General features: G+C 65.1%; 27 protein-coding genes and 1 pseudogene. 16 read left to right on the top strand and 12 right to left on the bottom strand.

The features are described 5' to 3' along the window. The first annotated feature begins 173 nt into the window (after window positions 1–173). The 4 genes from ACYQR9_RS02575 to ACYQR9_RS02560 all read left to right on the top strand — a co-directional run bounded on the left by ACYQR9_RS02575 (window position 174) and on the right by ACYQR9_RS02560 (window position 4,011). The gene (locus ACYQR9_RS02575) at window positions 174–1,580 is read left to right on the top strand and encodes an aminotransferase-like domain-containing protein (protein WP_461228585.1); all 1,407 of its coding nucleotides are present in this window, start codon (window positions 174–176) and stop codon (window positions 1,578–1,580) included. A 59-nt stretch (window positions 1,581–1,639) separates the two neighbouring features. Then, complete coding sequence (locus ACYQR9_RS02570) at window positions 1,640–2,056, top strand: HIT domain-containing protein (protein WP_461228584.1); 417 nt, start codon at window positions 1,640–1,642, stop codon at window positions 2,054–2,056. Further along, complete coding sequence (gene nudC, locus ACYQR9_RS02565; protein WP_461228583.1) at window positions 2,056–2,961, top strand: NAD(+) diphosphatase; 906 nt, start codon at window positions 2,056–2,058, stop codon at window positions 2,959–2,961. The genes ACYQR9_RS02570 and nudC overlap by 1 nt, the downstream gene beginning before the upstream one ends. Window positions 2,962–3,150: 189 nt before the next feature. Then, window positions 3,151–4,011: an outer membrane protein gene (locus ACYQR9_RS02560; protein WP_461228582.1), complete on the top strand. Its 861-nt coding sequence runs from the start codon at window positions 3,151–3,153 to the stop codon at window positions 4,009–4,011. 48 nt (window positions 4,012–4,059) lie between these two features. Here the strand turns inward: ACYQR9_RS02560 and ACYQR9_RS02555 are convergent, their stop codons facing one another. The 3 genes from ACYQR9_RS02555 to ACYQR9_RS02545 form a co-directional block, all read right to left on the bottom strand. Continuing rightward, complete coding sequence (locus tag ACYQR9_RS02555; RefSeq protein ID WP_461228581.1) at window positions 4,060–4,572, bottom strand: ureidoglycolate lyase; 513 nt, start codon at window positions 4,570–4,572, stop codon at window positions 4,060–4,062. Continuing rightward, window positions 4,572–5,408 carry a bifunctional allantoicase/(S)-ureidoglycine aminohydrolase gene (locus ACYQR9_RS02550; protein WP_207414044.1) on the bottom strand — a complete coding sequence of 279 codons (837 nt, stop codon included), beginning with the start codon at window positions 5,406–5,408 and terminating at the stop codon, window positions 4,572–4,574. The genes ACYQR9_RS02555 and ACYQR9_RS02550 overlap by 1 nt, the downstream gene beginning before the upstream one ends. 127 nt (window positions 5,409–5,535) lie before the next feature. Beyond that, entirely contained in the window at window positions 5,536–6,837 is a 1,302-nt protein-coding gene (locus ACYQR9_RS02545) for a dicarboxylate/amino acid:cation symporter (protein WP_207414045.1), read from the bottom strand. A gap of 214 nt (window positions 6,838–7,051) precedes the next feature. Between ACYQR9_RS02545 and ACYQR9_RS02540 the strand changes: the two genes are divergently transcribed. Next, the gene (locus tag ACYQR9_RS02540) at window positions 7,052–7,951 is read left to right on the top strand and encodes a LysR family transcriptional regulator (protein WP_207414047.1); all 900 of its coding nucleotides are present in this window, start codon (window positions 7,052–7,054) and stop codon (window positions 7,949–7,951) included. 465 nt (window positions 7,952–8,416) lie between these two features. Then, window positions 8,417–8,689, top strand: coding sequence for a hypothetical protein (locus ACYQR9_RS02535; RefSeq protein ID WP_156467623.1), 273 nt, complete (start codon window positions 8,417–8,419; stop codon window positions 8,687–8,689). A 19-nt stretch (window positions 8,690–8,708) separates the two neighbouring features. On the opposite strand, the gene ACYQR9_RS02530 is transcribed toward ACYQR9_RS02535, so the two are convergent. Then, a complete protein-coding gene (locus ACYQR9_RS02530) occupies window positions 8,709–8,948 on the bottom strand; it encodes a hypothetical protein (RefSeq protein WP_207414049.1) in 240 nt (79 codons plus the stop codon). Between the two features lie 348 nt (window positions 8,949–9,296). Between ACYQR9_RS02530 and ACYQR9_RS02525 the strand changes: the two genes are divergently transcribed. From ACYQR9_RS02525 to ACYQR9_RS02515, 3 genes are all read left to right on the top strand, one after another. Further along, on the top strand, window positions 9,297–11,390 hold the full coding sequence (locus ACYQR9_RS02525) for a M48 family metalloprotease (RefSeq protein ID WP_461229719.1): 2,094 nt from the start codon (window positions 9,297–9,299) through the stop codon (window positions 11,388–11,390). After that, entirely contained in the window at window positions 11,390–11,896 is a 507-nt protein-coding gene (locus ACYQR9_RS02520; RefSeq protein ID WP_461228580.1) for a hypothetical protein, read from the top strand. The genes ACYQR9_RS02525 and ACYQR9_RS02520 overlap by 1 nt, the downstream gene beginning before the upstream one ends. 307 nt (window positions 11,897–12,203) lie before the next feature. Beyond that, on the top strand, window positions 12,204–12,845 hold the full coding sequence (locus ACYQR9_RS02515; RefSeq protein ID WP_461228579.1) for an HD domain-containing protein: 642 nt from the start codon (window positions 12,204–12,206) through the stop codon (window positions 12,843–12,845). Window positions 12,846–12,850: 5 nt separating this feature from the next. Here ACYQR9_RS02515 and ACYQR9_RS02510 read toward each other — a convergent pair whose 3' ends face one another. Together ACYQR9_RS02510 and ACYQR9_RS02505 are read right to left on the bottom strand one after the other, a co-directional pair. Continuing rightward, entirely contained in the window at window positions 12,851–13,015 is a 165-nt protein-coding gene (locus ACYQR9_RS02510; RefSeq protein WP_461222146.1) for a hypothetical protein, read from the bottom strand. Between the two features lie 17 nt (window positions 13,016–13,032). Further along, on the bottom strand, window positions 13,033–14,172 hold the full coding sequence (locus ACYQR9_RS02505) for an HPP family protein (protein WP_461228578.1): 1,140 nt from the start codon (window positions 14,170–14,172) through the stop codon (window positions 13,033–13,035). A 340-nt stretch (window positions 14,173–14,512) separates the two neighbouring features. Here ACYQR9_RS02505 and ACYQR9_RS02500 point away from each other — a divergent pair. Beyond that, window positions 14,513–15,433, top strand: a pseudogene (locus ACYQR9_RS02500) (IS1595 family transposase). 3 nt (window positions 15,434–15,436) lie between these two features. Here the strand turns inward: ACYQR9_RS02500 and ACYQR9_RS02495 are convergent. Both ACYQR9_RS02495 and ACYQR9_RS02490 read right to left on the bottom strand, forming a co-directional pair. Next, the gene (locus ACYQR9_RS02495) at window positions 15,437–15,718 is read right to left on the bottom strand and encodes a hypothetical protein (RefSeq protein ID WP_461228577.1); all 282 of its coding nucleotides are present in this window, start codon (window positions 15,716–15,718) and stop codon (window positions 15,437–15,439) included. 252 nt (window positions 15,719–15,970) lie between these two features. After that, entirely contained in the window at window positions 15,971–16,240 is a 270-nt protein-coding gene (locus ACYQR9_RS02490; protein ID WP_461228576.1) for a hypothetical protein, read from the bottom strand. Between the two features lie 208 nt (window positions 16,241–16,448). Here ACYQR9_RS02490 and ACYQR9_RS02485 point away from each other — a divergent pair, with 208 nt between their 5' ends. From ACYQR9_RS02485 to ACYQR9_RS02470, 4 genes are all read left to right on the top strand, one after another. Further along, window positions 16,449–16,889 carry a hypothetical protein gene (locus tag ACYQR9_RS02485; RefSeq protein ID WP_461228575.1) on the top strand — a complete coding sequence of 147 codons (441 nt, stop codon included), beginning with the start codon at window positions 16,449–16,451 and terminating at the stop codon, window positions 16,887–16,889. A 39-nt stretch (window positions 16,890–16,928) separates the two neighbouring features. Further along, window positions 16,929–17,174, top strand: coding sequence for a hypothetical protein (locus ACYQR9_RS02480; RefSeq protein ID WP_461228574.1), 246 nt, complete (start codon window positions 16,929–16,931; stop codon window positions 17,172–17,174). Between the two features lie 803 nt (window positions 17,175–17,977). Then, window positions 17,978–19,600 (top strand): Na+/H+ antiporter, encoded by a 1,623-nt coding sequence (locus ACYQR9_RS02475; protein WP_461228573.1) that lies wholly within the window; start codon window positions 17,978–17,980, stop codon window positions 19,598–19,600. Window positions 19,601–19,879: 279 nt separating this feature from the next. Continuing rightward, window positions 19,880–20,146, top strand: a complete 267-nt coding sequence (locus tag ACYQR9_RS02470; RefSeq protein ID WP_311275739.1) for a hypothetical protein — start codon at window positions 19,880–19,882, stop codon at window positions 20,144–20,146. A 34-nt stretch (window positions 20,147–20,180) separates the two neighbouring features. On the opposite strand, the gene ACYQR9_RS02465 is transcribed toward ACYQR9_RS02470, so the two are convergent. Together ACYQR9_RS02465 and ACYQR9_RS02460 are read right to left on the bottom strand one after the other, a co-directional pair. Beyond that, window positions 20,181–22,196, bottom strand: a complete 2,016-nt coding sequence (locus ACYQR9_RS02465; protein ID WP_461229718.1) for a hybrid sensor histidine kinase/response regulator — start codon at window positions 22,194–22,196, stop codon at window positions 20,181–20,183. A 137-nt stretch (window positions 22,197–22,333) separates the two neighbouring features. After that, window positions 22,334–22,744, bottom strand: coding sequence for a DUF1236 domain-containing protein (locus ACYQR9_RS02460; RefSeq protein ID WP_207413376.1), 411 nt, complete (start codon window positions 22,742–22,744; stop codon window positions 22,334–22,336). Window positions 22,745–23,040: 296 nt separating this feature from the next. On the opposite strand from ACYQR9_RS02460, the gene ACYQR9_RS02455 reads away from it, so the two are divergent. Further along, on the top strand, window positions 23,041–23,265 hold the full coding sequence (locus ACYQR9_RS02455) for a hypothetical protein (RefSeq protein ID WP_056422077.1): 225 nt from the start codon (window positions 23,041–23,043) through the stop codon (window positions 23,263–23,265). 88 nt (window positions 23,266–23,353) lie between these two features. On the opposite strand, the gene ACYQR9_RS02450 is transcribed toward ACYQR9_RS02455, so the two are convergent. Continuing rightward, window positions 23,354–23,590, bottom strand: coding sequence for a DUF6894 family protein (locus ACYQR9_RS02450; protein ID WP_056422073.1), 237 nt, complete (start codon window positions 23,588–23,590; stop codon window positions 23,354–23,356). Window positions 23,591–23,845: 255 nt separating this feature from the next. Next, complete coding sequence (locus tag ACYQR9_RS02445) at window positions 23,846–24,811, bottom strand: calcium-binding protein (RefSeq protein ID WP_461228572.1); 966 nt, start codon at window positions 24,809–24,811, stop codon at window positions 23,846–23,848. Between the two features lie 388 nt (window positions 24,812–25,199). Between ACYQR9_RS02445 and ACYQR9_RS02440 the strand changes: the two genes are divergently transcribed. Further along, window positions 25,200–25,472, top strand: coding sequence for a hypothetical protein (locus ACYQR9_RS02440; RefSeq protein ID WP_461228571.1), 273 nt, complete (start codon window positions 25,200–25,202; stop codon window positions 25,470–25,472). Window positions 25,473–25,515 lie beyond the last annotated feature (43 nt).

Raw genomic sequence — 25,515 nt, 5'->3', positions numbered from 1 at the left:
GTGTCTCTCCGCCGATCCGCGATGCAAGATCCCGACCCTCGCCGCGCTGCGTTATCGCCCGGCCCTGGCTCACCGACTATCGACAGTTGGCGGGTTGGCACGCGCAGCTGTATCTGTTCACCCACCCATACAGTCGGATCGCCGAGACCGGCCTCGCCCGTGGATGACGGCCCATGATCAGCCTCGACCCCGCCAGCACCGCCCCCCTCGTCGCCCAGCTGGTGGAGGCCGTGTCCGAGCGCATCCGCAGCGGGAGCGTGGCGCCGGGCGCCCGCCTGCCATCGGTGCGCAAGCTGGCCGTTCAATGCGGCGTGAGCACGCTCACCGTCTCGAACGCCTACAATCGGCTGGTCGCGGACGGCCTGCTCGAAGCCCGACGCGCGAGCGGATACTTCGTCTCGGCCCGGCTGCTCGATCGCAAAGCCGCCGTCCCCCGGCGGAAGCCGGTACAGATCTCGGTGGATTCCGGCTGGCTGCTCCAGCGGGTCTACGAGGAGGACGCCTTCACCGTCAAAGCCGGCTGCGGCTGGCTGCCCGACAGCCACCTGTTCGCCGACGGGATCAAGCAGGCCCTGGCTGCCCTGTCGCGGCGCCCCGACCGGCTGGTCTCGCGCTATGGGCATCCCCTCGGCCACGCACCCTTGCGCCGGGCGATCCAGCTGCTCCTCGCCCAGCGCAACATCGAGTGCGAGCCGGACCAGATCCTGCTGACGCATGGGGCGAGCCAGGCCCTCGACCTGACCATGCGGACCTTCCTGCAGCCGGGCGACGTCGCCTTCGTGGACGATCCTGGCTATTGCAACCTCTACCCCTCGCTCCACGCGATGGGGGTGACCATCGTCGGCGTCGAGCGGACCCTCCAGGGGCCGTCGATCCACGCGCTCCAGGCACTGGCGGAGCGGCACAAGCCGAAGCTGTTCTTCACCAATACGAGCTTCCACAACCCCACCGGGACGTCCTGCTCGCCGGCCACCGCCTACCAGATCCTCCGCATCGCCGAGAAACACGACTTCCAGATCGTCGAGGACGACATCTATGCGAGCTTCGTCGAGGAGACGGCGCCCAGCATCGCCAGCCTCGACCAGCTCGCGCGCGTCATCCACATCAGCAGCTTCTCGAAGACCATCTCGCCCGCCCTGCGGGTCGGCTATCTCGCCTGCAACCCCGAGAATGCGCAGCGGCTCCTGCGCATGAAGATGGCGGCGAGCCTGACGAGCTCGGAAATCTCCGAGAGCATCGTCCACTCGATCCTGACGGAAGGCCAGTACCGCCTCCACATCGCGAGGCTCCGCGAAAAGCTCGCCGCCGAGCAGAAGATTGTGGCCGAGGCCCTGCTCTCGGTGGGCCTGTCGCTGTTTCACCGCCCCGCCAACGGGCTCTTCCTCTGGGCCGGCTTCGGCGGCGATCCGGACACGGCCGGCCTCGCGCAAAGGGCCGCCGCGAAGGGCATCATGCTCGCCCCCGGACACCTGTTCCGCGCCGATCAGGAGCCGACCCCGTGGCTGCGCTTCAACGTGGCGCATGCCAACGCGCCGGCCCTGTTCCGCTTCCTCGACACCGAGCGGCCTGCGCTTGCGTGACTTACGACGCCGAACCGGCGAGAACTCCGCATTCCCGACGTATCCCAGCTTGAGCGGCGATGACAGACGATTTCACCCTCGACCCGCGCCTCGTCGCCGACACCGTGCCGGTGGGCGACCTCGCCTTGTGCAGTGTCCTGCTGATGGATGACGCCCGGTTTCCCTGGCTGATCCTGGTGCCGCGCCGGGCGGTTGCCAGCGAACTCACCGACCTGTCGGCGGAGGATGCGCGCGACCTCATGGACGAGATCCGGATCGCCACCGGCGTGATGCTGGCCCTCGCCAAGCCCGACAAGGTCAACGTCGCGGCCTTGGGCAACGTCGTACCGCAGCTCCATGTCCATGTGATCGGGCGTTTCCTGTCCGATCCGGCCTGGCCCTCGCCGGTCTGGGGCGTAGGCACGCGCCAGTCCTATCCGCACCACGCCCGCGCCCAGATGATCGAGCGCATCGGCGCCCTGTTCGCGGCCGCCTGATGAGCGCGCGCCTCGACCAACTCGGCTATGCGGAAAGCCGGCTCGTCCGCCATTCGGCCGAGAGCAGCGACCTCGTGCCGAAGCCGGACGCGCCGGATGCACGGATCGTGCTCGTGGCGGGGGACCGCATCGTCCTTGCCGGCGATACGGCGCTCCTCCCCTCTAGGCAGGCGGCGAGTGCCTGCCACGCCGATCTCACGCTGTTCCTCGGCCGCCTCGATGGGGCTCCGGTCTTCGCCTGCGCGGTCTCACCGGAGGCCGCCGACGGGTACGAGTCTGATCCCGGCTTCCGCACCACCGACCTGCGCAGCCTCGCCGCCGAGAACGCGGTGGCGCCGCACGAACTCGGCCTCCTTGCCACGGCGAAATCCATCCTGGCCTGGCATGCTCGCCACGGCTTCTGCGCCAATTGCGGAACGGCCACTCGTTTCGCCGCCGGCGGTTTTCGCCGTGAATGCCCGAGTTGCGAGACCCACCACTTCCCCCGTGTCGATCCCGTGGTGATCATGCTGATCCGCCGTGGAGAAACCTGTCTGCTCGGCCGCTCGCCGCGCTTCAAGGAGGGGATGTATTCCTGCCTCGCCGGCTTCCTGGAGCCCGGCGAGACCATCGAGGACGCGGTCCGCCGCGAGACCCTCGAAGAGGCGGGGCTGAGGATCGGCGCGGTGACCTACCACGCCTCGCAGCCTTGGCCGTTCCCGTCGTCGCTGATGATCGGCTGCGCGGCGGAGGCCCTGGACGAAGCGATCACCATCGATCCGGCAGAGCTCGCGGACGCCCGCTGGTTCACCCGCAACGAGGTGGCGGCGATGATCGCCGGCACCCATGGCGAGGGACTGACCGTGCCGCCGCCTATGGCGATCGCTCATCTGCTCATGCGTGCCTTCGTCGAGGAGCGGCTTTAATGGGCTGTGGAAACCGGTCGACAGACTCACGGCAGTGGCATTTTTGTACCTCCCCGAGGAGGAGTTAGCCACGTCGCGTCATGGTTAAAAATTTCGGACGATCGGTCCGAAATTGTGTCTTCCCGGCACTATCCCAGGATCGCTCCGTTGATTCACGTCGCTGCCGTCAATGGAGGCGGCGAGGGGAAGATGGCGAAAGTTTTGTTGGGTGTCGGCGCGATAATCGGGCTGATGACCGGGACCGCGGCTGCGGCGGACCTACCCCGCCGCGCTGCGCCGCCACCCGTCTTCGTGCCGCTTCCGAGCTTCAGCTGGACCGGCTTCTACGCCGGTGTGCAGGCCGGATACGGCTTCGCCGACCGGCAGACCGTCCGCACGGCGGCGACCTCGGTGAATGGCAGCAACGCCGATCTCTTCATCGAGCGCGCCGGCATCGCCTCCCTGTCCTCCCGGCAGGAAGGCTTCGTGGCCGGCGGTCAGGCCGGGTACAATTACCAGTTCACCCCCGGCGCGGGCCTCGTCCTCGGCGTCGAGACCGACATTGCCTATACCGACCTGGACGAGACCAAGCGCAGGTCGCGTGGCATCTTCGGGTCGGGCAGCGATTCGGCCGTGGTGACCACCACGCGTCAGAGCCTCGATTTCCTCGGCACCGTGCGCGGCCGGCTCGGTTACGCGTTCGATCGCGTCTTGGTCTACGGCACCGGCGGTCTCGCCTACGGCAACGTGAACTACCAGAACGCGTCGAGCTTGCAGTTGGGGGGAACTTCGACCCTCGACCTTTTCGCCGGCGGGATCGACCGTCTCGAGACCGGCTTCGCCTATGGCGGGGGCATCGAATACGCCCTGCCGACCGAGAGTTTCCTCAACGTCTTCCCCTCCTCCGCGGTGACGCTGAAGGTGGAATACCTGCATTACGATCTCGGCAAGCGCAGCGTCCCGCTGACGGGCTCCAGCGGACTCGCCCAGTCCCTCGTGGAGGCGACCTCGCGCTTCCGGTCGGAGGGAAGCGTCGTCCGGGTCGGGCTGAACTACAAGTTCGGCTCCTGAGCCATCGGGACATCCGGCTCGCGATGCCCTCCGGGGCATCGCGGCGGCTTATCCCTCCGACATTGTCGGCAGAGCGACCGTCCAAGGCTCGTCGAGCCGAACCTCTTCCAGGTTGGTGCCCGTCCCGCCGCGATCGATCACCAGAAAGTCCTGGGGCGCACCGAAGGGGGTCAGCACGCCGTGCCACGTGCCGATAGCGTAGCAGACCCCCTGGCCCGGCGCCGTGACGAAGGCCTGTGGTGGTCCGGGCCGCCCGTCCTCGTCGGGGCACACGACGACGAGGAACGGCGCGTCGTTCAGCGGTACGAAGGCCTGCGCGCCGAGGGGATGGCGCTCGATGAGACCGACCCTTAGCGGCAGGGGATAGGGCTCGGCTTCCACGAGGCCGATCACCACGCGCGCGTCCTCGCCGAGGGTACGGACCTCCGCCAGATCGTGGAAGCGGCGCGCCATGCCGGCATTCATGGGGCGCGGATCGACGGCCGCCCTGTCGATGACCGTCCCGAACGGGGCGAAGGCCTCGGGCGTGAGCGGGCGGGCGACGATGTGGCGGGCGCTCATCACCCGATCCTGCGCGGCGTCAGGGCCGGGTGGCGGTTGACGTCCTTGTAGAGCAGGTAGCGGAAGGGACCGGGGCCGCCAGCGTAACAGGCCTGGGGGCAGAAGGCGCGCAGCCACATGAAATCGCCGGCCTCCACCTCGACCCAGTCGCGGTTGAGCCGGTAAACCGCCTTGCCTTCGAGCACGAAGAGCCCGTGCTCCATCACGTGGGTTTCCTCGAAGGGAATCGAAGCACCGGGCTGAAGCGTGACGATGTTGACGTGCATGTCGTGGCGCACGTCGTCGGGAGAGACGAAGCGGGTCGTGGCCCAAACGCCGTTCGTGCCGGTCATGCCGAGCGGTTCGATCTCCGAGTCGTGGCGGATGAAGGCCGGCGGGATGTCGATGCCCAATACGTGCTCGTAGGCCTTGCGGATCCAGTGGAAGCGGGTCGGCTCGTCGCCCTGGTTGCGCAACGTCCAGGCGGCGCCCGGAGGAAGATAGGCATAGCTGCCGGGGCGGAGGGCATGCGTGGCCCCCTCCAGGACGAGGCTGGCATGACCGCCGACCACGAACAGCACGCCCTCGGCGCGGTCGTCGAGTTCCGGGCGCTCGCTGCCGCCGCCGGGCGCGACCTCCATCAGGTACTGAGCGAAAGTTTCGGAAAAGCCGGAGAGCGGGCGGGACAGGATCCAGGCGCGGGTGTCGTCCCAGAACGGCAGCACGCTGGTGACGATATCGCTCATCACGCCTTTCGGGATGACCGCATAGGCTTCCGTGAATACGGCCCGGCCGGTCATCAGCGCGGTCTGGGGCGGCAGTCCACCGCAGGGCGGGTTATAGGAAGAGGCGGTCACGGGCTCGTCTCCAACAATTCATGCGACTCGTTCGAGCCGTTAACGTCGCGGGCCCAGCGCGGATCGTGCCAGGGCGGACCTGGATTGGCCTGTTCCGACCTGGGCGCGCCGGATGTCGCCCCGGAGCTTACGCCTTGGCGAGGGGGCTATCGAGCACCGCCGCCGTGTCGGTGGCGACCTCTCCGTTCAGGACGCGATGGGCCTGAGCCCGATCGATATCGCCCTCCCAGGCGGCGATGACCACCGTCGCCACGCAATTGCCGATGAGGTTGCCGAGCGCCCGGGCGATGCCGACGAACCAGTCGATGGACAGTACCAGCACCAGCCCGATCACCGGGATTTCCGGCACCGCCGACAGGGTCGCCGCCAGGACGACGATGGCCGATCCGGGGACGCCGTGCGCGCCCTTGGAGGTCAGGAGGGCGATGCCGAGGATCAGCATCAGGTGTCCGAAGGACAGGGGCGTGTTGGTGGCCTGCGCGATGAAGACGGTGGCGAGGGTGAGGTAGAGGGAGAAGGCGTCGAGGTTGAACGAGTAGCCCGTGGGGATGACCAGGCCGACGGTGGAATCGCGGATGCCGAGCCGTTCGAGCTTGCGCATGATCTGCGGCAGCACGCTGTCGGAGGAGGCCGTGCCCGCCACCACCATGAGTTCCTCGCGCAGATAGGCCAGGAGCTTCAGGATGCTGAAGCCGGCCGCGCGCAGGATCGCGCCGAGCACGACGAAGACGAAGAAGGCGACGCCCAGATAGAACAGGGCCACCAGCATCCCGAGTTGCCGCAGGGAGCCGATGCCGTACTTGCCGACGGTGAAGGCGACGGCGCCGAGGACGCCGAGGGGGGCCAGCCGCACGATGAAGCCGATGATCTTGAACAGGACGGCGGTGATCCGCTCGATGCTCTGCGCCAGGGGCTGCCCGTGCTCGCCGAGTAACGCCAATCCCGAACCGAACAGGATCGCGATGATGAGGACCTGGAGGATGTCGCCCTTGGCGAAGGCATCGACGATCGTGGTCGGGATGATCTTCATCAGGAAGTCGACAGTGCCTGTCACCTGCCCGACCCGGTCGGTGTAGCTGGCGATGGCCTTGGCATCGAGGGTGGAGGGATCGATGTTCATGCCGGCCCCCGGCGCGAACACGTAGGCGAGGACGATGCCGAGCACGAGGGCCAGGGTCGTGACCGCCTCGAAATAGATCAGCGCCTTGAGACCGACCCGGCCGACCTTGCGCAGGTCCCCCGCCCCGACGATGCCGTGCACGACGACACCGAAGACCAGGGGCGCGATCGCCATCTTGATCAACTTGATGAACCCGTCGCCGAGGGGCTTCAGGGCGACGGCGAAATCCGGCCATACGATGCCGAGGACGATCCCGAGGACGAGGGCCGCGACCACCTGACCGAACAGGGACGCAAAAAAGCGCCGCATGCGAACCTCCAACCGTTGCTTCAGGCCGTTCGTCGCTCCGCGTGCCCGGCCCCGGTGCATCGGAAGATTCACTGACAGGAGGTGGGACGTCCTGCGGAGTCATGCAGGAATTACATGTCCTCGCCAATCGCCGAGCGCAGCATTGTTCGACCCGAGGCAGCCGTCAAATATATCTTTCATCGCCATTAAGAGGCTCAGGGTATGAATGGCGGTCATGGAACTTCGCCACCTCCGCTACTTCGTGGCCGTCGCAGAAAAGCTCAGCTTTACAGCGGCGGCGGATGCTCTCGGCGTGGCGCAGCCGCCGCTGAGCCAGCAGATCCGCGATCTCGAAACCGAGATCGGAACCCGACTGCTCGAGCGGACGACGCGCCGCGTGTCGCTCACGCAGGCGGGCCAGGATTTTCTGGTTCGCGCGAAAGCCATTCTCCACAGCGCGCAGGACGCCACCGAGCGGGCGCATGCCATCGGCTGCGGCAGCGTCGGTGTGCTCAATGTCGGCCTGACGGGCTCGATGCTCGCCGGACCGCTCGGCGGACTGATCTATAAGTTTCAGGAAACCTTCGTCGGAGTCGACATCCAGATCCATGAGATGTCGCCTGACAAGCAGATCGCCGCGCTGAAATCGGGGCAGACGGACATCAACTTCCTGCGAACTCCGCCGCAGGACCCGGACCTCACGAGCGAATTGGCCTGGAGCGAGGGTATCAACGTCGTCCTGCCCAAAGGCCACAGCATCACCACCGAATCGGTGACGTTGAGCTGTCTGAAGGACGAGAAGTTCGTCTTCCTGCGTTTGCGGGATTCGCTCTTTGCCAGGCACATCCTGCAATGCTGCATCGGCGCCGGTTTCTACCCGACGATCTCGCAGCAGGCGGTGGAAGCCGCCTCGCTCACCAGCCTCGTGGCGGCGGGATTCGGTGTCGCCCTGATCCCGGAATTCGTGGCGAAGCTCGCCCATGCGAACGTCACCTACCGGCCCGTCGTCTCGCCGATCCTGTCGGCGGATGTCCACGCCCTCTATCATCTGCGGTCGGGGCCGATGGCCCGGAATTTCCTGGCTCTGATGCGCAGCGACGCGGAGCGTCTGGCCGCCGAATTACGGCAGGGATGACGCCTCGATCGGCCGCCGACCGGTGTTCAACATTGGCTAACCAATCGGGCCCACCCTGGCTGCCATGTCGAAACAAACCGTCAAAACCGCACGATGCGCACTCTGGCTGGCTTCGCTGGCCCTCTGTTGCGTCTGCGCCTTCCAGCTCATGAAGATCCCGAAGACCGCGCCTCAGCCGGGCAATCACGCCACGCTCAGGGGCGAGCCCGAGACGACGGGATCGATTGAGACGCGGCCTGTGAAGATTTGCCGCCCCACTGTCTGTTAATGACTTCTCACCGATCGGAGGGCGTGAGTACCATTCATTAACCACGGCATCGCAGTGTCGGGGCAACCCAACTTGCAGGTACCCGAGTGTTCCAGGCCCGTTCGATCGGCATCGAAGATTTTAACGACGATTGCCCTGTCTCAGGCGATCAGCTTGGGAAGATATACCGCGCTCACGCGGACGCAATCCCCGATTTGGTGGCGGGCATTCCCGAGAGGACCCGGGCGCGCCTCGCCGCCTTCCTCTATGGCCGGAGCCATACCCGTGAACTCGCGACGCAGGTCGCGGCATCCTGCCAAGCAACCACCCTGCGACAGGTCGCCGGCGACCTCGGCGACGCGATCCACCGGCAATCCCGACAGGGCTACACGCCTCCCACCTACGGCGACGGACACCGTGTGTCGAAGAAGGGCGTCAGCCTTGCGGGGTCGGGTGCAGCATTGGGAATGACGGCCAGTCCCCGTTTCTGACCCAGCTGAGCCGGCGCGGCTAATCCATGCCGCGCGCGGCACGCCATGCCGCCAAGGCGCTCTCACGGGCGTCGTAGAGATGCCGGAGGCGACTTCCCCCCTCGCCCCGGCCCGCGCGCTGAGCCGCCATCTCGTCGATCCTGTCGGAGCCGAACACGCTTGCCAATTCGGCGATCCACTCAGCATCCGCGGCGATGAGATCGGCCTCTGTGGAGGCGAGCGCCGGGGTGGAGAAACCTGGGAAGACGTCGAGATTCATCCGCCTCCTTACGGAGCGGCACATAATGAAGTTTCATACCTCATCCCAGGGGCCACCCTGGCGCTTCCGCAGCGTTCCTGCTCCGGGACTCCTTGCGAATGCTGATGGAGCAACCCGTCCCGGACACGATCCATGCCGCCCTCCACATCGAGATGCCAGAGTCGCCCGGATCGTGTCCGCAGCCTGACGGGTGATTTTTCCTAGGAAGTGGCCTATCTGCATGCCCGTTTGCGCTAGAACGCATCCTGGGAGGCAGGCATCGCCGACGCAACGATCACGCGCGCCCCGTCGCGGCTACGCTCTCTCGCTGGCCTCGTGGCCGCCACCGTCCTGCTGCCCCTGGCCATCATGCTCCTCGGCCTCTGGGAACAGGAGCGCGCCGCCGCCGATTGGGCCGAACTCGATGCCGAACGCCTGCAGCTGATACGGGTCGTCGAAGACCTTGAGGCGCGCCAGCCTCGGGACGGCCGCATCGATTTCCGCATGCAGTTCCGCCGCAACGGCCAAGTCTATGGCGGCCCCCTCGCCCTGGTTCAGGCCCGCGCGGCCCGCGACGAGGCCACCACCCTGACCATGCTGATGGATTGGCGCAGGAGCCTGCCGCCGTTCGTCGTCGCGGCCGGTGCCATCGCGGCCGCTCTGTCGATCCTCGTCCTGCTCGCCGGCGCCGTCCTGGGATGGATGGGCCGGGGCTCGCGGGACGTGCTGGTCGTCGGCTTCTCCCTGGTGCGACGACTCTTGCCTCCCATCCTCGCGGTCCAGGTCCTCCTCACCGCCGGAGGGGTCGTTGTCGCCGTGATCGTCGAGGCCGGTATGCTCGCCCGACCCGGCCTCGGCAGCGGAGAGATCAAGCTGCTGCTGGTCGCCGCCGTAGCTATCGGCGCCGTGCTCATCACGGCCGGTGCGACCGTTCTCGGTCTGCGCCGGGCCCTCGCCGCGTTCGAGCCCGACCCGCTGCCGATCCTCGGCCGGACCGTCTCGCCAGCGGAGGCGCCAGGCCTGTGGCGTCTCACCGAGGGGCTCGCCGAACGGCTCGGAGCGCTCAAGCCCGAGGCCGTGGTGGTGGGCCTCACCGGGGGCTTCTTCGTCAGCGCCGGGCCGGCCGTGGTGGAGCCGGGCGGTGAGCGGCTGACGGGCCGCATCCTCTATCTCCCGCTGCCCTATCTCGCCCTGATGCGCGGCGACGAGGTGGCGGCGATCATCGGCCACGAACTCGCCCATTACGCCGGGGGCGACACCGCCTACAGCCAGCGCTTCCTGCCAATCTATGCCGGGGTCGGGCGCTCCCTCGACGCGGTGGAGGAGGGGCATGCCGGATCCTTCGGGCTGCTGACCCCGTCCTTACGCCTCGGCGCCTTCGTGATGGAGCGGTTCCACCTCGCCGTGCGGCACTGGAGCCGGGCGCGGGAATTCGCCGCCGACGCCGCCGGCGCTGGGCCGACCTCGGCGGATGCCGCCGCGCGGGCGCTGCTCCGCACCGGCGCGGTTCAGCCGCGCATCGCCGAGGTTCTCGATGCCGCCGCCGAGAAGCCCGGATCGGCCCCCGCCGATCTCGTCGCCGCCATCCTCGACCATGTGATCGCGCGCGGGCTCGACGACCCGGCCGCGCATCTGGAGGCCGAGCAGCCCCACCCCACCGACACCCATCCGCCGACCCGCGAGCGCATCGCCGCCCTCGGCAGGACGCTGGATGCCGAACTCCTGGCCGCGTCTGCCATCGTGCCGCCGCCGCGCGCGCTGGGCCAGCTCGCCGCCTATTTCGCCGACCCCACCGGCCTGTGCCGGGCGGCCACGGCGGATTTCCGCGGGGCGGTGGAAGAGCATGACGCGGCCGTGCGGGCGCATCTCGAAGCGGCGGTGGCGGCGATCGACACCGAGGAGCGGATCCTGCGCGAGAACAGCCGGCCCGGCACCATCGTCCTCGCGGTCACCGGCCTGCTCTTCGCCACTTTCGCTCTCGCCCTGGTGACCCTCGGCTTCCCGGGATTGTCGGCCTGGGAGGCGCGCCTCGTAGCGGCAGTCTCCCTTGCCTGCGGGGCTATGCTTGGGGGCTTTGGCCTGTTCAGGCTGTGGCGGGGCGAGCGGACCACGATGATCCTGCGGCCCGAAGCGCTGGTGATCCCCGGCCTGGACCGGGCCATTCCGTGGGACGACATGGCCGACCTCGACATGACGCTACAGCAGACGGGAATCGTCACGCGCCTGCTCCTGCCGCCGGAGGCGCTCTTTCCGCAGAGGGTGCCGGGGGGCCGGAAGATCCGCCTCGATCCCAAACGCCGCATCGTCACGATCAGGGCCAGCCTTCCGCGAAAGATGACGCTGGAGGACTTCGCCGACCTGATCGGCCGCTACCGGCACGCGGCCGAGGCGCGCCGCATCCTCGCGGAGGCCGGTTCGTCTCCGGCCCCTCCCATACATGATGCCAGACGAGGCTCGCTTTGATGACTGCCCCTGCGAAAAGCCCGGCCTCCTTGCGCCTTCCCCCTCCGAGTCAGGGCTGGGGTAATATCCTCTGGACGCTGTTCGGCCTCGTGGCGTTGGCGGGTCTTCTGGCCGCCTGCCTCGTCTACACGGCGCCGCCGCTGCTCTCGGATTGGCAGGTCCGCGAGACGGCCCATCCGGTCGCCGACGCGCGGGTGACGGACGGCAAGTGCAGCGCCAAGATCGTGCTCCATATCTGCGACGCGACACTGAGCCTGCGCACCTCCACCGGAGCCGTCGCGCGCCGGGTGAACTACGTGTTCAGTGGCTTTCATGTGGGCGATTACAGCATCCGGGTGATGGCCGATCCGGCCCGGCCCGACCTCGTCACCACCGATCTCGGCCTAGACCGGTTGTGGAATCGCACCCTGACTTTCCTGGCGATCACCGGTGCCATCGCGGCGATCATCGTGCTGGCGATCGCCGGAATGGTCCGCAACCGGCGGGCGGCCTCGGGGGGCCTTTGACGGCGGGACCGGTCGCGCGAGCCGGGATTTCGGTCGGACGCGACCCCGTTTCCCACCGCCACGCGGCGGGCCTTCGGCGTGTTTCGTCGTGGCGACGGATGGCGCCACGCGCGAGGGGGCGGCAGTGACCCGAGCGCGGGAAAACGCGTGATCCGGCAAGCTCTTGAGCCACCCTGAGCGTGGCGCGACCATGGCGGATCGGCGCGGCGTTGCGCCGATGACGGCAAACCGCGCCGCGTTCCGGTCACACAGGTGGGCGACGGACCTCACGCCCCCATCGCCCCCGCTATCCGAACCGAGGTTCCGCATGGACCGATGCCTGCGCCAACGTTTCGACGGAGTCTGGACACGGGCGGTGGGAGGGTCCGGCGCGGAGGCCGCATGGCGGGCGCTCGATGCCGGCTACGGCGAGGCGGCGCGGCATTACCATGGCTGGCCCCATGTCAGGGCTCTGCTCGCGGGGCACGATGCCGTGCGGGGGCTGCCCGACGTTTCGGGGCTCGACGGCGACGCCATCGATCTCGCCATCTACTTCCACGACGCCGTCTACGATCCGGCCCGCTCCGACAACGAGGTGCGGAGCGCCGACCTGCTCGTCACCTGCTCGGGGTCCGACCTCGGCCGGGATTGCATTCGCTCGGCCGTCGCGATGATCCGGGCGACCGCCGCGCATGGACCCAGCGAGGACCCGGAAACGCGGTTGATGCTCGATCTCGACCTTGCGGTGCTCGGCGCACCGCGGGCGATCTACGAGGCCTATGCGGCGGCGATCCGGCGGGAATACGCGATGGTTCCCGACGCGGCATGGAGGATCGGGCGCGCGGGCGTGCTCGATCGGTTTCTCGACCGGCCCCGTCTCTACCAGACCGGGCATTTCCACGACCGCCTGGAGAGTGCCGCCCGTGCCAACCTCGCCGACGAGGCGGCGGCGCTTCGGGCCGGAGGGTAACGCTCTCAGGCGCGGCCGAGAAGCCGGTGGACCTGCCACGTGATCATCATGCTCGACGCCATCAGGATCACGTAGAGGAGGTGGAGAAGAAGCGGCGTGTCGTGCATCGGCCCGAACCCGTGCTGGTACGGTGAGGGGGAAACACCCTCTCCACGCAACAATCGGGCCATGCTCTCCGACCTATAGATCACGCCGCGTGCGGCGTGGGCACTGCGAAGGCCTTGTTCGAGACCAGGCGCGTGAGGACCGCAACGAGGTCGGTCTGGGTGACGATGCCGAGGATGCTGCGGTCCTCGGCGGTGACCACCACCGCATGCGTGCGCCCGTTGCTCAGCGGCTCCACCAGCGAGAGCACCGGCTCGTCCGCCATAGCGGTCCTGGCCTCGGACATGACCTGCGCGATGGCCCCGTCGCCCCGCAAGGCCAGCTCGCGCAGGCCGAGCGTGCCTGCGAGCCGGCCCGCGCCGTCGACCACGGGCAGGGTCCGGATGTTGTGCTTGAGCAGCAGCTCGCGCGCCTTCGCGACGGAATCGTTCACGCCGATCGTGACCACGTCCCGCGACATGACCGTGCCGCAGTCGAGCTCCCCATGGGCGCGGGACATGGCCTGGCTCTCGACCTCGCGAAGCAGCCGGTCCAGGTCGGTCCGGTCGATGTCGAGGGTTTCGTTCAAGGACTCGAGCGCCGCGTCGACGTCGCGGGCATTGAAGCCGACGCGGAGCGGAGGTGGCAGATCGGCCGTTCCATGGACGTTGACGGGCGCCGCCTGCGGAACATGCGGATATTGACGCCCCGACAGCCGATGGAAGGCGATGCCGAGGCCGACCAGGATGAGGGAGTTCAGGCAGACGGGGACGAAGGGAAACAGGAAGCCGGACGACGCGATGGCCGGCCCGCCGATGAGCGCCGTCAGGGCGGCGGCACCGCCCGGCGGATGCAGGCAGCGCGTGAACGACATCGCCGCGATGGCGAGCGAGACGCCGACACCGATGGCCAGCACGGGGTTGGGAATGAAATAGGCGGCCGTGACGCCGATCAGGGCCGAGATCGTGTTGCCGCCGATGATCGGCCAGGGCTGGGCGAGCGGGCTCGCCGGCACCGCGAAGAGGAGTACCGCGGTCGCCCCCATCGGGGCGACGATCAGGGGAATGTGCGGCCCCTCTCCGACGATCCAGCCGCTGACGAGGCCCGTCAGCGCGATGCCCAGGAGAGCACCGAGGCAGGCGATGAGACGCTCGCGCAGCGTCGCCCCCGCCAGGATCGGCCGAAACAGGCGAGATCCGAGCAGGTCGCCGAGACGACGTCCAGGACCGGCAATGTTGGACATCCTCTCGTTCTCCCCCCGTGCGACCACCCGCCCCGCCGATCAGAGCCGCCTCGCAGGCTCACAGCTCTGGTATACCAGATGGAGTTTTACAGGCCGCATCGAGATTTGCAATCTCGATAGGCATTCTGCCTGTTGGTCAGGCAGATTGGGAGCCCGATCGGGTCGCGAGACGCTTTCGCCCTGGAGGGGCTCACGATTTCGGCCTCTCTCCTCCCTGCGGACGCCAAAGACCGTGACATCGATCACTGTCATGTGATCGCCGACGCGGGTCATCCGGGGGCCATATTATACTTTACGTACCCATTGATTGAGGCAAGGCAATCCACAGAAAGGGTTACCGATGTCCAAGGCTGTTTTCAGCGCCAAGCACTTTCACAACGAGGAAGAGGCCTACGCTTACGTCGAGTCGCATGTCTGGCCGCAGGGCCCGACTTGCCCGAAATGCGGCACCTTCGGACGCATCGGTAAGCTCAAGGGCAAGTCTACCCGGATCGGCACCTACAAGTGCTACGAGTGCCGCAAGCCCTTCACCGTGAAGGTTGGAACGGTCTTCGAGGACAGCCACGTCCCCCTGCATCTGTGGCTTCAGGCAACGCACTTCATGTGCTCATCCGAGAAAGGTGTATCGTCCAACCAGCTTCACAGGACGCTAGGCGTCACATTCAAAACCGCATGGTTCATGTCCCACCGCATCCGTAAGGCCATGCGTGACGGCTCCCTGGCTCCCATGCCCGGCGCCGGTGGTATTGTTATGGCTGACGAGACCTTCATCGGTGGCGAGCTTGGCATGCCGAAGGCCCGCGCCCATCATCACAAGATGAAGGGCGTGTCCCTGGTGGACCGAGATAGCAGTCAGGTCCGCTCAATTGTCGTGGACAATCTCAAGCCCGAGACCATCCGCCCGATCATCGAAGCGAACATCCTCAAGGAAGCTAGCCTCTTCACGGACGAGTCCAGCATCTACACGAAGGTCGGCGCCACCTTTCCCGACCACCAGATGACGATGCATTCGGCCAAGGAGTACGTTCGCGGAATCGTCCACACGAACACGGCCGAGGGCTACTTCTCCGTCGTTAAGCGCGGCATGAAGGGCGTCTACCAGCACTGCGGCGAGCAGTATTTTCACTGCTACCTCGCCGAGTTCGGTTTCCGGCATAACAACCGGGTGAAGCTCGGTTGCGGCGACGTGTAGCGGGCCGAGCGGGCGCAGGAAGGTATTGTTGGCAAGCGACTTGAGTATTCGCAGGCAGATTATGAGTAATTGCTAACCCCCAACGCCTCTCGCGCGTCTTGCTTCCGGCGATAGCGTCTTTGATTGCTCTTCATGGCGGTGTTTTTCGAACATAATCAGCACACAAAATGCTCGAAGGTGCCTTTCTTCAACTGCAAGAAGTTTAATAATCTGGGCATCTGCTAATTCTATATCTGTAATAACATCGCCTGCGTCCGGCGAGTAGCCATACTCATAGTCGCCTTGATGCCTTTTGTATTGAAGTTGAAGAAACAGTTCTGCAAAATGCACAATATCAGGCGGAAATTTTGCCATGTGACGACTCGCGCACTTCGTCGCTATGCGCGTATGATCGTGAGATCTATAGATGTGACGCCAAGCACTTTCCGGTCTATTTGGACTAGGTTCGCCTATAAATAGGTCGGCCGAAACCTTCGCGAGCGCTTCAAACAATGCGTAATATGTTGTGCTTATAGCAGCACAAAGATCTTCGCGCGTACTTCCCCCCGGCCGCTCGGTTAAATACCGAGCAGTCTGGAGCGTTGCGTTAGGCAATTTATCTCAGTCCTAAAGGGGAGCGGGCCGAAAGCGAACGACCGGGAAGGCATGATACGCCTCATCGACGTGCGCCCGCAGCTTCGAAAGGAAGCCAAGAGGTCCCTTCTGGGCGAAGTCGGAAGGAGTTCCTCGAAAAACAACCGTAATATCCAGAACCGCTATCTCATCACGAACACGATCATCATCGACCTTGACCGACATGATGTCGCCAGCATCAAAGCCACCCTTGATGAATTCCTCGATCGACCGGTGAAGGTCGTCAGCATTCTCGCGCGCCATGCAGACCTCCTGATCTCGCGTTAGACAGCCCCCTTATGACATAAAAGTTGCAAATCGGATTGCGCTATTGTGAAACCGGCTTGCGCCAAACTGAGACCAGTTTGGCGCAAATACCATATTTGCAACAAATGTGCAATCCATACAAACGACGCATTCCCTTGCGTTTTTTGCCAATATACGGAATGTTGCAAAAAATCAGGAGTGCAACATGCGTGCAGACGAGGCGGTGAAGAAGCAGCTGACAGCAAGGCTGAAGCGGCTGCGTCGGCGTGCGGCCGAAGTTGCGGCAGAGATTTCCATGGTCGAGCAGATGATGGCCGACGTTGAAATCAGGGCTATTGACCCGCGGCTTAAGCTGCGTAGCAACAGTGTATCAAAGCTCTCCGTGCAAAGTACTGTCAGACGTATTCTAAAACAAAATAACGCGCCCTTACGGGCAGGAGATATTTTTGATTTAATTCGTGACGCTGATCCAAGCCTTAAATCGTCTACGTTTCGATCTCATCTCAGACGAATGGTGGAGGCTGGATACATAATACGCAATGAGGCGCGGGGATATTATAGTATAGCTGAAAACTCCCCGCAGGAGGCAGAGGTGGTTCATCGTCCACGCCGCAGATCAGAGATCCTCGAGTGGAGCCATAACTAGCTTGCTAAATGCCTGAGGCGTCATTGAAAGGAGCAAACTATGACCGCCAAGACACCCACCAAGCCCAAGCCGTCCTCAAAGCTCCGCCCCGACAAGATGGCGCCGGAGTGGGAGCGCCCAAGGCCGCCCGGAAAGAATGTTGAGCCATTGACGCCAACCGAGCAGGGCCGTCGCTTTGAAGAGCTATCCCGCGAGCTAGGGACGGACAACGGCGAGATGCTGGACCGGGTATTCGGGAAGATCGTCCCGGCAAAGACTGTGTCAACGGAGAAATCCCGTGGGTGAATTTGACTGCGCTAATGCCGCGTCACAACTAGAATCGAAGCACCTGGAGATTGCGGAACAAAAATTCAGATTAAAGAAGAGAAGCTTGAAACGGAAAAATCGAAAGCTCAGATCGAAGAGCACAAAGCCCGGTGGACGGTGATGTCAGTTATTTCGACGCTAGCGGTAAGGGCTCTAACAATATTTTACGGCATATACACCTTGCAGGAACAGGCTGAAAGCCGGTTTCGGATTGAAATTACAAATTCTATTCCTAACGATACGAGCAATCCGTAGTCAGTCCAAAATTTAGATTTTTATAAAGAACTTTACCACAAAGAATTGGCAATGATTTTGCTAATATTCCGGCTGCTGGCAGATGGGATATTTCGGATATCAATTCTAAAACAGACTTCATAAAAGCCACCTCAGATCGTGGCCTTTCGCCGCAGCAAAGCGTAGCTTCATGGATGGCAACATTTCCAGGCGATGATTGGATCAAAGCTCCCGAGATTGCGAAAGCACTAGATCCAGAGCAGGGCCATAGTCCCAGCGGCACGCGATGACTTAGGCACGTCAAGTGCAATATCGCCTTCGCTTTAGAGGGGCTCACGATTTCGGCCTCTCTCCTCCCTACGGACGCCGAAAACCGTCACATCAATCGCTGTCGTGCGATCGCCGATGCGGGTAATCCGAGGAGGCTCGCGCCGCTGCGCCCTACGGTGCCCCGCAGGTGACGATGGCCACGACGCGCCATCGCGCCCCTATGACGCCACACCGCCGGGGCATCGACACCGCCACCGGCTCCACCATGAAAGAGGCGCATGGAAAGCGTTACCGTCGTCCTGGCCCTGCTGCTGTCCGTTCTCGTCAGCGGCGCCCTCGGCCGCCTGCTTCCGCTGCCGTTGCCGCTGATCCAGATCGCCATCGGCGTGGCCCTGGCCCTGGGTCCGCTGCCGAGCACGTCCCTCGACCCCGAAATCTTCTTCCTGGTCTTCCTGCCCCCGCTCCTGTTCCTGGACGGCTGGCGCATTCCCAAGCGCGACCTGTTCCGGGACGGCAAGACCGTTCTAGCTCTCGCGCTCGGCCTCGTGGTCCTGACCGTGCTCGGCATCGGAACGCTGATCCACGTCATGATCCCGGGCATTCCCCTCGCGGTGGCCTTCGCCCTCGCGGCCGTCCTGTCCCCGACCGATCCCATCGCGGTCTCGTCCGTGGCGGCGCAGGCCCCGGTGCCGCGGCGTCTCATGCACATCCTCGAAAGCGAGGCGCTTCTCAACGACGCCACCGGCCTCGTCTGCCTGCGCTTCGCCATCGCCGCCGCCCTGACCGGAACCTTCTCGCTGCCCCAGGCCGCGACGACCTTCGTCTGGCTCGCGCTGGGCGGCATCGGCATCGGCGCCGCGACCACCTTCCTCCTCATGGGCGCGCAGGACCTCCTGCGCCGGCGCACGGGGGAGGACCCCGGCCTGCAGATCCTGTTCAGCCTGCTCACGCCCTTCGGCGCCTATCTCGCCGCCGAGCATGTCCACGCCTCCGGCATCCTCGCCGCCGTCGCGGCCGGCATCGCCATGACCTATGTGGAGATCCAGGGGCGCAGCCTGGGGGCCACGCGCGTCCGGCGCACCGCCGTCTGGGACACGGTCGCCCTCGCGGCCAACGGCTCGATCTTCGTCCTGCTCGGCGAGCAGCTGCCGGCGGTCCTGCGGGAGGCCGCCAAACAGTCCGATGTGGAGGGCGCGGGCTGGCTCGTCGCCTGGATCCTGGCCATCACCGGCGGCCTGATGGCCATCCGCTTCGTCTGGGTCTGGGTCTCGCTCCAGTTCGTGCTGATGAAGGCGCGCCGGAACGGCGACCGGCGAGAGGCGTCGACCCTGCGCCTCGTGGCCGCGACCACCCTGGCGGGCGTGAAGGGCGCGATCACCCTCGCGGGTATCCTGACCCTGCCGCTCACCCTGGCGGACGGCACGCCGTTCCCCGCGCGCGACCTCTCCATCCTGCTGGCGATGGGGGTGATCCTCACCTCCCTTCTCATCGCGAGCACGATCCTGCCGCCGCTCCTGCGCGGCCTTCGCCTCCCGCCCGAGCCCAGCCACGATTCCGAGGAGGATGCGGCCCGGGCCGCCGCGCGCGACGACGCCGTGAAGGCGATCGAGGCCCTGCAGCATCGCCTCGTGGAGGAGCAGGAGGATGCCTCCATCGCGGTGGAAGCCGGCGCCCGCGCCATGGATCGCTACGAAGGTCTGGAATCGCCGACGGAGACGCCCCGCAAGGATGTCAGCCGTGTGAAGCAACTGGCGCTCACCGAGAAGCGCCTGCGCCTCGCGGGCATCGATGCCGAGCGCCAGGCGCTCTACCGCCTGCGCCGTTCGCAAGCCATCGACGACGTTCTTCTGCGGCGGCTCGTCCGGGAGATCGACCTGATCGAGGCGCGCCTCGTCGCCTAGAGCTGCGCCCGACCCCATTGGGTCGGGGCACATCTCCAGGCCTTTGTTGTGCCGCGCTCTTTCTCGCCGAACCGGCATCCACTTCGGCGGAGAGCGCTCTCGTCGCGGCTCGGTCCGGGAGACGCGCGGGAATGCGAGATCCGGCGGCGCATCTTATAATCCGCGATCGCGCGTGCGGGTCGGCACGTCAAGGATCGCGATGACACCCCATATTGGTTTCCAACAGCAACAAGCAGACACCCTTTCAGGTCTGCAGCTTATAGGAGCCAAGCAATCCTCATGAAGTCCCGTATTGCCGCCATCGCCACCGCCCTTGTTCTTGGTGTGGCCCCGATCTCGTCGGCAATGGCCTACGATAGTCCTTCCCGTTACACGACGGTCTCGCCTTACGATGTCGAGACGACAGGTTCGATCCAGTCTCGGGACGATCTCTTTTCGCGCAACCCGGCCACCTGCCCGATGAGCTCCGCCGCCGAAGGCAATGCCAACCAGCAGAACTTCCCGGTCCAGCAATACGGCCAGACCTCCGGCGGAAACCGCTGCTGATCGGTGGACGAAGGGGCGACGATAGGATCCCCGCTCAATGGGCGGGTGAGCCGGAATCGTCGCCCGTCCTGGCACTGACCGGCTGGAACGCCGGCACTTGAGGATCGGCCTGCAATCGCGTCAGGATGGCGCGCGCGAGATCCGCCTGGTCGAACGGCTTGGTCAGGCGCACGAGATCGGTCTGCGCGTGCTCCGTCGGTTCGGCGTAGCCGCTGGCGAGGATGACCGGCAATCCCGGATACACCGCCTCGATCGCCGCGATGAGCTGCAGGCCGTTCATGCCGGGCATCAACTGGTCGGTCACCACGAGATCGAACGGTTCGGCATTGCCGAGGACGTGCAGGGCCTGCGGGCCCGACACCGCCTCCTGCACCCCGTGACCGAGATCTTCCAGCATGGCCGCGGTGTTCATGAGGACGAGCGGGTCGTCGTCGACGACCAGCACCCGCAACGGCCTCGTCTTCGGCAGGGGAAGCCCGTGTTCGGGCGCTCTCTTGTCCGGGCCGCCGGCCTGGGCCACGGGCAGCCACAGCTCCGCGACGGTGCCCTGGCCCGGAACGCTCTTGAGGATCAGCCGTCCGCCGGATTGCTCGGCGAACCCATGGATCATGGAGAGGCCGAGCCCGGTGCCCTTGCCGACGCCCTTGGTGGTGAAGAACGGCTCGGCGGCGCGGGCCAGGGTCCGCTCATCCATGCCTTCGCCGGTATCGGCGACCGAAAGACAGACATAGCGACCGGGTGCGAGTCCCGGAATCTCGTGGGGGCCGATCTGTGCCTCGCGGGCCGAAATGGTGATCCGGCCCCCCTCCGGCATGGCATCGCGGGCGTTGACGCTCAGATTGAGCAGGGCCAGTTCCAGCTGGTTGGCATCGGCGCAAGCGAGGGGCAGCTGCAGGGGAAACTGCGTGTCGACCCGGACGACGGAGCCGATGGAGCTCTGCAGCAGCTCGGCCATGCCGCGCACGAGAGCCGGCACGTCGACGGGGCCGGTCTCCAGGGTCTGCTGGCGGGCGAAGGCGAGCATGCGCCGGGTCAGCGTCGCCCCGCGCTCGGCCGCCTGAATGGAATTGTCCACCAGTCGCAGGAGCTTGCCATCCGGCGGCAGACGCTTGCGGGCGAGATGCAGATTGCCCAGGACGACCGCCAGCAGGTTGTTGAAATCATGGGCGACGCCGCCGGTGAGCTGGCCGATCGCCTCCATCTTCTGTGACTGGACGAAGCGCGCGCGGGTCTCTTCGAGGGTCTGTTCGGCGTTTCGCCGCTCCGTGACGTCCCGCGTGATCTTGGCGAAACCGATCAGCTGGTCGTGCTCGCCCCGGATCGGATCGATGACGACATGCGCCCAGAAGCGCGTGCCGTCCTTCCGGACGCGCCAGCCTTCCGCTTCGAAACGGCCTTCCTTCCCCGCCGTCCGCAGGGCGTGGCCGGGCAGGTCCGAGGCGCGATCCTCGTCGGTATAGAACCGCGAGAAATGCTCGCCGATGATCTCGTCATCCGCATAGCCCTTGAACCGCTGCGCGCCACGGTTCCAGCTCGTCACCTTTCCCTGCGGATCGAGCATGTAGATGGCGTAATCGTGCACGCCCTGGACGAGCAGGCGGAAATGCTGCTCGCTCTGCCTGAGCGCGGCCTGGGCGGCATGCCGCTCGGTAAGGTCGCGGGTGACCTTGGCATAGCCGAGGAGGGCGCCGTCCTCATCGCGGATCGGGTCGATCAGCACATGGGCCCACATCAGGCTTCCGTCCTTGCGGACGCGCCATCCCTCCTGCTCGAATCGCCCCTCGGTCGCGGCGATCTTCAGCGCGCGGCCGGGAAGATCGGTGGCCCGGTCGTCGTCGGTGTAGAACCGCGAGAAATGCTCGCCGATGATCTCCGCGTCGGTATAGCCCTTGAAGCGCTGGGCGCCGCGATTCCAGCTCGACACCCGCCCCTCGATGTCGAGCATGTAGATGGCATAGTCGACGATGCTCTCAACTAGTAGACGATACCGGTCGTCACCTACAATCGATGCATTGCTTGCTTGCGAGGCCTTCAGCACTTGCTCGGGCATTGCAGAGTGATGGATTGAATCATCGGGCATGGGCCCACCATACGGGATACCGAACGCGATGTCGGCTGCGTCGCATTACGGACGCAGCTCATGGCATGACGGCCGTCACATCGGCCCCGGCAGGGGAGGATCGGCGCTCAGTCGATCACTTCGACGATGCGGCGGGTGCCCGGCTCGACCAAGACGGGGAGATCGTTGACGATCGTGTAATTGTACCCTTTCAGGGCGAATTCCGGGGGCACGTCGTAATAGACGACGCCGTTCTCGGGCAGCACGGTGCCGACATGGACCTTGCCGCGATACGCGAAGGAGGGACGCCTTTCGCCGCGCGTATAGATGCGGAACCGCTCCCGGCGGTCGATCCCCAGAATGTCGTTCGCGGTTCCGACGGCCCCTCCGATGACGCTGCCGACGGCCGCGCCCAGCGGCCCGGCGATGTTTCCACCGCGCTCCGCGCCATCCTGCGCCCCTCGGGCGAGGCCCTGCGCGTGGGCGGCCGTCCCAACGCTCAACGCCGCGAGCACACCCACCGCAACACGCATCCGCATCGGTTTCGCTTCCGTCTCTGATGGGCCGAACGGGAAAGAGCACTTCCGATCCGCGCTGCCTTTTCTTGCCGATGGATGGTTAACATAATCCACTGTCGGGACGGGTTCGCGTGCGAGACGCCCTGCGTCGTCGGACCACGACCTCATCGTGTCTCGACGCGGCCCCCGACGCGCAGCCCCGGTCCGCCGGATGGTACGAGACCGGACGAAAGGTCGGAAAAAAACTTAAGTTATTGCCGGACAGGCCTCGTGTGCTTTCGAAAGGCATCAGGTCCCCTGTGCTGTGATGGCCCCTGATGTCCGATCCGCCCCAGCCTCCAGCCACGATCGTGGGAACACAGCCACGACCGGCCTACCGGGTGCTCGTCCTATCCAAGGAGGGAACGATCCTCGACGTGAGACGGATCTCCGTCGATAGCGACGACGACGCCATCCAGCACACGCAAAGGCTGGTGGACGGGCACGCCCTCGAGCTCTGGGATGGTCTGCGCTTCATCGAGCAGTTCCTGCCGACCGAGTGACCGCATTTCCGTCGCCGGGAGGGAGATGTCCCCGATCCCGTAGGGCGACCGAAGCAATCTCGATGACCGGACCCCGGGGGGAGGGCCGCTAATCCAGCTTCAGGGCCTCCTTGAACGGCACGACGGCGCGCAGTTCACCCGAATCGTCCATGATCTCGAAGCACTGCCCGTCCACGAGCCGCCCGGCCCGGACGAGTTCGGCGAGGATGTCCCGTGCGGATGCCAGCGCCTCCAGGCGAGCCGCATCCACATCGACGAGAACGCTCCCCTCCTGATCTTCGATGAGATCGTCGCCGTCGCGAATGTTGAGGTAAAAACGAGGCATACCAGTCAACGGCAGGCTCTAGCCCAAGTTGCTGTATGAAAGAAGACATAGCTTCCTCCAGCCCGATGCTTTTGCGTCGCCGCACCGGATGCGAAGGTCGGGATTCGGGCACGCGCCTCTCGAAAATCCTCCCGGCTCGCGCGGACAGGCCTCGATGAGGCGAGCTCACCGAGGCCAAGCGTCATGTCACAAGTCTCACGTCACACGTCTCACATCACGAAAGCGGCCGGCCGTGGACGGACGCTCGTATGCCGATCACACGACATGCACATCCGTGTGGGTGAGCGTGGCGAGGTTCTCCAGCGTGGCGAATTGCTGTTGGGCCTGGCTGCCGCTGCCATCGGAATCGTAGTAAAGGGCGCCGGTGTTGCTGTCGTAGAGAACCCGGTCGTCTCCATCGACGGTCGAACCCGCCGTGCCGATGTCCTTGAATGCGGACTCGGTGAGTTCGCCGGGGGCCAGCGCCTCGAAGATCTCCTGCGACAGGCTGATCGTGTCGAGATCGTGGGTGAAATCGGTGATCCGATCGACATTCGTCGGGCCCAGTCCCGTATCGAAGACGAATGTGTCGTCGCCACCGCCACCCGTCAGGATATCCCTAATTTGGCCGCCCGCGAGCACGTCACGGCCCGCACCGCCATTGAGCTCATCGAGGCCGGCGCCGCCGAGGAGTTCGTCCCTGCCGGTGCCGCCGAACAGCCTGTCGTTGCCGGCATCGCCGAACAGGACGTCGGAGCCGTCGCGACCGAATAGAATGTCGTTGCCGGCGTCACCGTCGACCAGATCATCGCCCTCGCCCCCGTCGAGACGGTCGACGTCAGCGCCGCCGGTGACGAAATCGTTGCCGCTGCCTCCGAGAACGGTGTCTCGCCCCAGCTCTCCGACAAGGAAATCATTGCCGGAGCCGCCACTTATGTAGTCGTCACCCGCATTGCCGGCGATGTAATCGTCGCCGAAGATGCCATAGAGGATATCGTTGCCGTCTTCTCCGATGATCTGGTCGCTACCGGCATTTCCTCTGATCACGTCGTTGCCGAGGCCGCCGGCTATGTAGTCGATACCGTCACCGCCCGTGATCCGGTCGTTGCCGTCCTGGCCGTCGATGCGATCGAACCCGCCATTACCATTGAGGACATCGTCGCCTGAGAGACCGAGGATGATATCTTCATCATCCGTACCATTCAGAACATCACTTCCAAGAGTACCGTTCAGCTTAGCCATGGCGTTTGCCTCCGCTTCATGCGTGATCGCAGGGTTTTTATAGAGGCAACTGAAACATCGTCCATTGCTCATCATGAAAACAATTGTTTGCGGCGCCGCAACATGCTTTGCAGTACAGATGGATATTTAACCTCCGTTTTTCTCATAGTATAAAGATATATCGAGAATTCGACCTGCCTGGGAGCACATCGCTTCGCACCATTCGAATGCCTGCGACATTTCATCCCGCATAGATTTCGATGGCGCGTTCTACGTATTTCACCTTGGGGCGATGGCACGCATCCGGGGAGCGTGACTTGCGGTTATTCTGTTCGGACGGATCTTCACCGCAGGAACATTCGCCGTCGAACCGGATTGATGCGTCACTCTTGGAAAACAAGGACGTTCGATGAATAGCCTACGCATCGTCGTGAGCGCGGGAGCGCTCACATTGTCGGTCATGCCCGCTTTCGCACAGGGGTTGATATCTCCCAACGGGGAACGTGGCGTGGTGATCCAGAACCAGCCGAACACGACCGGCAACAGCCGTGATCGCGTCATCTCCTATGGGGCGACGGGGGCCGATACCGTGACGACCAATTCCGCCGCGGGCGGCAATGCGAGCCGACCGGAGCAGGCCATTCCGAATGGAAGTGCCGGTGGGGGTCAGGGCGGTCGCTGAGAGCCGGCGACGCCCACTCCCTCCACGGTCTTTCAGTCCGCGT

It is taken from the genome of Methylobacterium sp. CM6241, assembly GCF_054817845.1.
This window is presented reverse-complemented; position numbering and strand designations above follow the sequence as displayed.